At 37.9% G+C, this 327-nt stretch carries 1 protein-coding gene; it reads left to right on the top strand.

Annotated features, from left to right (window positions below; translation table 11 throughout):
- Window positions 1-327 (top strand): 4Fe-4S binding protein (locus tag KI686_RS16120; protein WP_237590345.1); only part of this gene is annotated, 327 nt, incomplete at both ends.

The following is a 327-nucleotide window of genomic DNA, read 5'->3' as shown; positions in this document are numbered from 1 at the left end:
ATTTGATCGTTCTATAGGACATCACTTTAACTTATCTATAGACTTAAATGCCTGTACAGGATGTGGTGCTTGTGTGATTGCATGTCATGCTGAAAACAACGTTCCGGTTGTAGGTAAAGAAGAAGTACGTAAAAGTAGAGATATGCACTGGTTGCGTATTGATAGATATTATTCTTCAGAAGAATCTTTTGAAGGCGATAACGAAAAGAAAGAAAATATTTCAGGATTGGGAAGTTCATTAAGTGAATTTGGTGAAATGGAGCATGCTTCAGAAAACCCACAAGTTGCTTTCCAACCAGTTATGTGCCAGCACTGTAACCATGCACC

Origin of the sequence: Polaribacter sargassicola (assembly GCF_021991835.1) — a bacterium.
Lineage (GTDB): Bacteria > Bacteroidota > Bacteroidia > Flavobacteriales > Flavobacteriaceae > Polaribacter > Polaribacter sargassicola.
The sequence above is the reverse complement of the archived record's forward strand: the minus strand, read 5'-3'. Positions and strand labels throughout refer to the sequence as shown.